The sequence below is a fragment of the Mesorhizobium sp. M7A.F.Ca.MR.148.00.0.0 genome, from assembly GCF_003997735.1.
In the GTDB taxonomy this organism is placed as follows: domain Bacteria; phylum Pseudomonadota; class Alphaproteobacteria; order Rhizobiales; family Rhizobiaceae; genus Mesorhizobium.
Genome location: NZ_RZTB01000049.1, coordinates 37,576 through 43,575, shown reverse-complemented (window position 1 = coordinate 43,575; position 6,000 = coordinate 37,576). Strand labels below are relative to the sequence as shown.

At 63.4% G+C, this 6,000-nt stretch carries 5 protein-coding genes; 3 read left to right on the top strand and 2 right to left on the bottom strand.

Going from position 1 to position 6,000, the window contains the following annotated elements:
• The first annotated feature begins 111 nt into the window (after nucleotides 1-111).
• The 3 genes from EOB49_RS18940 to EOB49_RS18930 are packed head-to-tail and all read left to right on the top strand — an operon-like array spanning nucleotide 112 to nucleotide 3,883.
• On the top strand, nucleotides 112-1,032 hold the full coding sequence (locus EOB49_RS18940) for a sugar ABC transporter permease (protein WP_127381884.1): 921 nt from the start codon (nucleotides 112-114) through the stop codon (nucleotides 1,030-1,032).
• A complete protein-coding gene (locus EOB49_RS18935; RefSeq protein ID WP_127326524.1) occupies nucleotides 1,032-1,889 on the top strand; it encodes a carbohydrate ABC transporter permease in 858 nt (285 codons plus the stop codon). Before EOB49_RS18940 ends, EOB49_RS18935 begins: the two co-directional genes overlap by 1 nt.
• Before the next feature lie 14 nt (nucleotides 1,890-1,903).
• The gene (locus EOB49_RS18930) at nucleotides 1,904-3,883 is read left to right on the top strand and encodes a glycoside hydrolase family 127 protein (protein ID WP_127381883.1); all 1,980 of its coding nucleotides are present in this window, start codon (nucleotides 1,904-1,906) and stop codon (nucleotides 3,881-3,883) included.
• Here the strand turns inward: EOB49_RS18930 and EOB49_RS18925 are convergent.
• Together EOB49_RS18925 and EOB49_RS18920 are read right to left on the bottom strand one after the other, a co-directional pair.
• The gene (locus EOB49_RS18925) at nucleotides 3,870-5,021 is read right to left on the bottom strand and encodes an acyltransferase (protein WP_127381882.1); all 1,152 of its coding nucleotides are present in this window, start codon (nucleotides 5,019-5,021) and stop codon (nucleotides 3,870-3,872) included. The genes EOB49_RS18930 and EOB49_RS18925 overlap by 14 nt on opposite strands.
• Nucleotides 5,022-5,203: 182 nt before the next feature.
• Nucleotides 5,204-5,932 carry a gamma-glutamylcyclotransferase gene (locus EOB49_RS18920; RefSeq protein ID WP_127381881.1) on the bottom strand — a complete coding sequence of 243 codons (729 nt, stop codon included), beginning with the start codon at nucleotides 5,930-5,932 and terminating at the stop codon, nucleotides 5,204-5,206.
• Nucleotides 5,933-6,000 lie beyond the last annotated feature (68 nt).

Here is a 6,000-nt window from a genome sequence, read left to right as displayed (position 1 = left end):
GCAGTGCTCGACGTTCTTGATGTCGGCGCGCTCCGCAGAGGACCCCACCCCCGGCCTACGGCCGGACCCTCCCCTCATGGGGGAGGGGGACGCAGCGCCAAGGGAACAGCCATGACCATCACCGCAGCAACCCCTGCCCCGCCCCGCGCCCGCAGGGTCGCCAGCCGCCAACAATGGATCGGCCTGCTCTATGTCGCGCCGGCTGTCGCGCTGGTCGTCGTCTTTTTCCTGATCCCGCTCGGCATGACGGCGTGGATGTCGCTGCACAACTGGCCGCTGATGGGCGAGCACAGCTTTATCGGCCTCGGCAATTACGTCGCCATCCTGCGCGACACCAGGTTCTGGAACGCGCTGCGCTTCACCGCTTTCTACACGGTGATCGTCACCATCGCGATCTTCGTGGTGGCCTTTCCGCTGGCGCTGTTCGTCGAACGGCCGCGGCCGCTGACCAATCTCTACCGCACCATGTTCTTCATGCCGGCGGTTGTCGGTTTCGCCTCGGCCAGCCTGCTCTGGTCGTGGTTGCTGAATGTCGATTCCGGCCTGTTCAGCCCGGCCGCCTACGACCTCGGACTGATCGACAGGAAGTTCAACCTTCTGGCCACCTTCCAGCCGGCCTTCTGGTCGATCATCGCCATGGTCGTCTGGAAGGTCGCCGGCTTCACCATGATCATCCTGATGGCCGGCCTGCAATCGATCCCGCAGGACCTGCAGGAGGCGGCCGTCATCGACGGTGCCGGGCCTTTCGCCAGGTTCAGGGCGATCACCCTGCCGCTGATGCGCCGCACGCTGGCGCTGGCGCTGATCCTGTCGGTCGCCGGCTCGATCCTCGCCTTCGACCAATTCTACATCATCCTGCGCGGCGGCCCGCGCAACCAGACGCTGACGGCGGTCTACTGGATCTTCAACCAGTCCTTCGTGTCGTTCAAGCTCGGCTATGGCGCGGCACTTTCCATGGTGCTGCTGGTCATCCTGGTGGCGCTCAGCCTCGTCCAGCTATGGTTGTTGCGCAAGCCGGAGGGTCTCGACTGATGGCGCAGGCAGCCTCCCGTAGCCGCCGGCTCCTGAGCCGCGTCGCAGAGCATTCTACCGGCATCGTCGCCTCGGTGCTGTTCGCCGCGCCGATTGTTTGGGCGGTGCTGTCGGCGTTCAAGCCGGCGGCCGAAGCACGCCTGCCGCCGCTGCCGCCCTGGCCGACGTCGGGGTTCTCGCTGGAGAACTATGCCACGCTCAACAGCTTCGGCGACGGGCTGTGGGCCTCTGCGCAAAACAGCATCTATGTCTCGGTGATGACGGTCGTGCTGTCGGTCGCCGTCAGCGTGCTGGCCGGCTACGGCTTTTCGCGGTTCCGGTTTCCGTTCAAGGACCTGTTCTTTATCCTCATCCTGTCGACGATCATGATCCCGTTCCAGTCGATCCTGACGCCGATCTTCCTGGTGCTGACCAAGCTTGGCCTGCACAACACCCTGACCGGCCTGGTCGGCGTCTATGTGACGCTGCAACTGCCGTTCTCGATCTTCATGATGCGCAACGCCTTCGACGCCGTGCCGCGCGAAATCGAGGAGGCCGCCCGCATGGACGGTGCCAGCAATCTCACAATGCTTTTGAAGGTGATGCTGCCGCTGGTCTGGCCGGGCGTGGTCACCATCGCCCTGTTTGCCTTCCTCGGCGCCTGGAACGAATTCCTCGCCGCCCTCGTGCTGATGACCGACCAATCCAAGTTCACGCTGCCGGTGATGATGACCGCACTGCAGTCGGGCCGCTTTGGCGCCATCGACTGGGGCGCGGTGCAGGCGGGCGTCACCGTGATGATGGTGCCGTGCCTCATCCTCTTCCTGGCGCTGCAGCGCTTCTACATCCGCGGCCTGATGGCCGGGGCCGTCAAATAGAATGGAGTAAGTTCATGACCGCATCGCCATCCGCAAAAACCGGAAAACCGAAGCTCGCCTTCCGCCCGCTGCCGGTGCCGCAGGTCGACGTGCACGGCTTCTGGGGCGACCGCGCCGACGCTGTCGCCACCCGCACCGCCGACATCCTCTACGAGCGCTGCGTCGAGGCCCGCATGCTGGAGCAGATCGATCCGGACCGCCCCTCGCCCGGCATAGTCATCCCCTTCCACTCGCCCTCTCCCGACGAAGCCGACCGCCAGGGCGCGGAATTCACCGGATCGACGGTGACCACGCAGATGTTCTGGGATTCCGATCTCGGCAAGACGATCGAGACCGCGGCCTATTCGCTTTACCGGCGCAAGAACCCCGAACTGGAGAAGAAGATCGATGCCGTCATCGACATGTATGGCAAGCTGCAGCAGGAGGACGGCTATCTCTCCAGCTGGTATCAGCGCATCCAGCCCGGCAAGCGCTGGACCAATCTGCGCGACTGCCACGAGCTCTATTGCGCCGGCCACCTGATCGAGGGCGCGGTCGCCTATTACCAGGCGACGGGAAAACGCAAGCTGCTCGACATCATGTGCCGCTATGCCGACCATATCGCGTCGGTGCTCGGCCCCGAGCCCGGCAAGAAGAAGGGCTATTGCGGACATGAGGAGATCGAGCTGGCGCTGGTCAAGCTGGCGCGGGTGACCGGCGAGCGGAAATACATGGAGCTGGCCAGATACTTCATCGACCAGCGCGGGCAGCAGCCGCATTATTTCGACGAGGAGGCCCGCGCCCGCGGCGCCGACCCGAAGGCCTATCATTTCAAGACCTATGAATACAGCCAATCGCACATCCCGGTGCGAGAACAGCACAAGGTCGTCGGCCATGCTGTCAGGGCGATGTACCTCTATTCCGGCATGGCCGACATCGCGACCGAATATGGCGATGATACGCTGCGGTCGGCGCTCGACCTTCTGTGGGACGATCTCACCACCAAGAGCCTCTACATCACCGGCGGGCTCGGGCCATCGGCGCACAATGAGGGGTTCACCAGCGACTACGACCTGCCCAACGAGAGCGCCTATGCCGAGACCTGTGCAGCGGTGGGCCTGGTGTTCTGGGCCAGCCGCATGCTCGGCATGGGGCCGAACGCGCGCTACGCCGACATGATGGAACGCGCCCTCTACAACGGTTCGATCTCGGGCTTGTCGCTCGACGGCTCGCTGTTTTTCTACGAGAATCCATTGGAAAGCCGGGGCAAGCACAACAGGTGGAAATGGCACCGCTGCCCGTGCTGCCCACCCAATATCGGGCGCATGGTCGCCTCGATCGGCAGCTATTTCTACAGCCTGGCCGACGACGCGTTGGCCATCCATCTCTATGGCGACTCGACCGCCCGTTTCGACATATCGGGCGTCCCGGTCGGCGTGACGCAGACGAGCCGCTATCCCTGGGACGGCGCCGTCGAGATCGCGCTCGAACCGCAGGCGCCGGTCGAATTCACCTTGCACCTGCGCATTCCAGCCTGGAGCGCCAGTGCCCAGTTGAAGGTGAACGGCGAGGCCATCAAGCTGGCTGAGATCACCAGCGACGGCTACGCCGCGATCAAGCGGACATGGACGAAGGGCGACAATATCCGGCTCGATCTCGAAATGCCGATCGAGCGGCTCTATGCCAACCCGCAGGTGCGCCAGGATGCCGGCCGCGTCGCGCTGTCGCGCGGCCCGCTGATCTATTGCGTCGAGGCATCAGACAATGACAGCCAGCCGCATCGCCTGACGCTGCCGCGGACGGCCACCATCGAAGCGCAGCACCGGCCGGAACTTCTCGGCGGCGTGGTGACGCTGTCGACCGCGGCACTTGCCGATGCCGCCGACGGGTGGCAGGACGGGCTGTACAGGCCCGAGCCGCCGGCCACCGCCGAGACACGCCTGACCGCCATTCCTTATTTCGCCTGGGACAACCGCGAGCCCGGCGAGATGCTGGTATGGCTCAGGGACGGCTGAAGGAGGTCGGTCTGTCGGCGATGGCCGATCCAAGCTCAGCCGCGGTCGATGCCGCGGTTTCGGGCTCTCGGTCCACATAGCGCTGGCGCAGGCGCAGGAATGGCGCCTCGACGCAGGTGTAGCTGAGATAACCGATCGGGATCGTCGCCACGAAGCACAATGCGGACCAGAGGCATGCGACGTAAAAATTGCTGATGCTCATGACATGCGTGTCTATGAACGCCGCCAATTGCATGACGAAGAACAGGTGCAGAAGATAGATCGAATAGCTGTAGGCCCCCGCCTTCTCCAGTATCCTGAACGGCGGGCTTGTTCGCTTTTTCGAAAAGCTCGTGTCGTAGTAGGCGATGCCGAATGAATAGGCTGCCGCCTCCAGGGTCGGCAGGATGATCCATATCCAATGAGGCGACGGATAGCGGCCCAGTTGGTAAAATCCGCCGGCTGCATCGAACCACCAGAAGAACCCGGAAAAAGCCATGAGAACGGCCAGCGCCAGCCAGTGCTGGTTCTTCGCGCGGGCACGCAGGTGGAAGGCAAGAATGCCGGCCAGGAACTGATCCGCATGGCCTATGATGGTTACGGACCCCGCCGACTGCACTTCGCCGATCTGCACATACAGGACAGACCTCAGCACAATGGCTGCCGCGATGAACAGCAAGGGCGCGAACACAAACCGCTTGGATGCCATCAGCAAGAACGGCAGCAACAGGTAGAAGTGCGCTTCGATCGTTACCGACCAGCCGCCATTCGGGAGGGCGGGAAAAAGAACCCCCAATCCGACGCTCGTGAAATACCCGTCGAGGGACTGGCCGGCCAGGTACCTGCGGCAAGCCTCGATACATATCACGACCAGGAGAAGCGGAAGCAGCCTGAGGGCCCTGTTGGCAAAGAAGGGCAGATAGCTGATCTGTTTTCCATCGAGCAGCTTGGCGAACAGGTAGCCGGAAAGCGCCATGAACAGGGAAACGCCAGTATGCCCTTCATCCAGAACGCTGAAGATAGGAAGAGCCGGCACAAAGTCATAAGGCACGGGGCCTGCAGGAGACGCATGAAGGAAATGCCAGGTAAAGACAAGAAAGGCCGCCAGGCCACGAACCTGATCCAGCGCTGGGTAATGCTCTCCGGTCGAGGATTTCATGATTGGCCCCACGCGCACCGTGTCCTGCGCCGGTGTTCAGGTCATCGTTGGGCCAGAACTGTTTTCAATTCATTAAATCCTCACTGCGGAGACTTCCGAAATCAGAGATTTGCTTCGCAAGGTGCTGTGGCCTGCAAGCATCCGGGGCCAAACACGACTGAAGCGTGCCGCGCTTGAGCGGATCACTTCTGGGCGACGGTCAGCCCGATCTCCACGGCCACCAGTTCCTGCAGCCGCCACAAATTGCGGTCGCGGATGCCGCAGGCTTCGAGGTGGCGGATCGTCTCGAAAAGATATTGCGCGCCCGAGCCCCAATGACCAACGGCTGTCACCAGCGTCGCCGCGATCGCCTGCTTGTCGAGCTTGCCGGCATAACGCGGATTGGCGGGATCAACGACGAAGCCAAGCGCGCGACATGGGCCGCCTTCGGTCCTGACCTGCAGCCAGCGCGGCACGTTGACGGCGGGCAGGATGGTCATTTCGCGGCGCAGGAGCGCTTCGAGGTTAGCCGCCACCGGTTCCGCGATCTCGAACACCATGCCCTGGCACTGGCCGCCGCGATCGAGCGCCATCATCAGGCCGGGCTGCTCGACCGTGCCGCGAAAACGCTGGACCGTGAAGCAGAACGAACGATGCCAGCCGCTGGCCACCGCGCGTTCTCCGCCTCTCACCTCGCCGGCGGGCTTCCACAACAGCGAGCCATAGGCAAATAGTTTCAGCGGCCCGGCCGGAGCGCCGGCCAGCACCTCGTCGCGGATGCGCGCATAGTCGGCATCGGTCATGTGAACCATGCCCGGCGTCGGCCCGGCATCCTCGACAGCACGCATGGTGCGCGCGACCAACGCCTCGGTCAGCGCCATCGGCGTGTTGCGCGGGACCCTCGATGATGCGGTGGAAATGGCCTTGCTCATCTTCGCGCTCCCAGTCCTACCGCCATGTTGCTGAAGGCTGAAGGATTCTCAAGGGCCGTGCAGCCGAG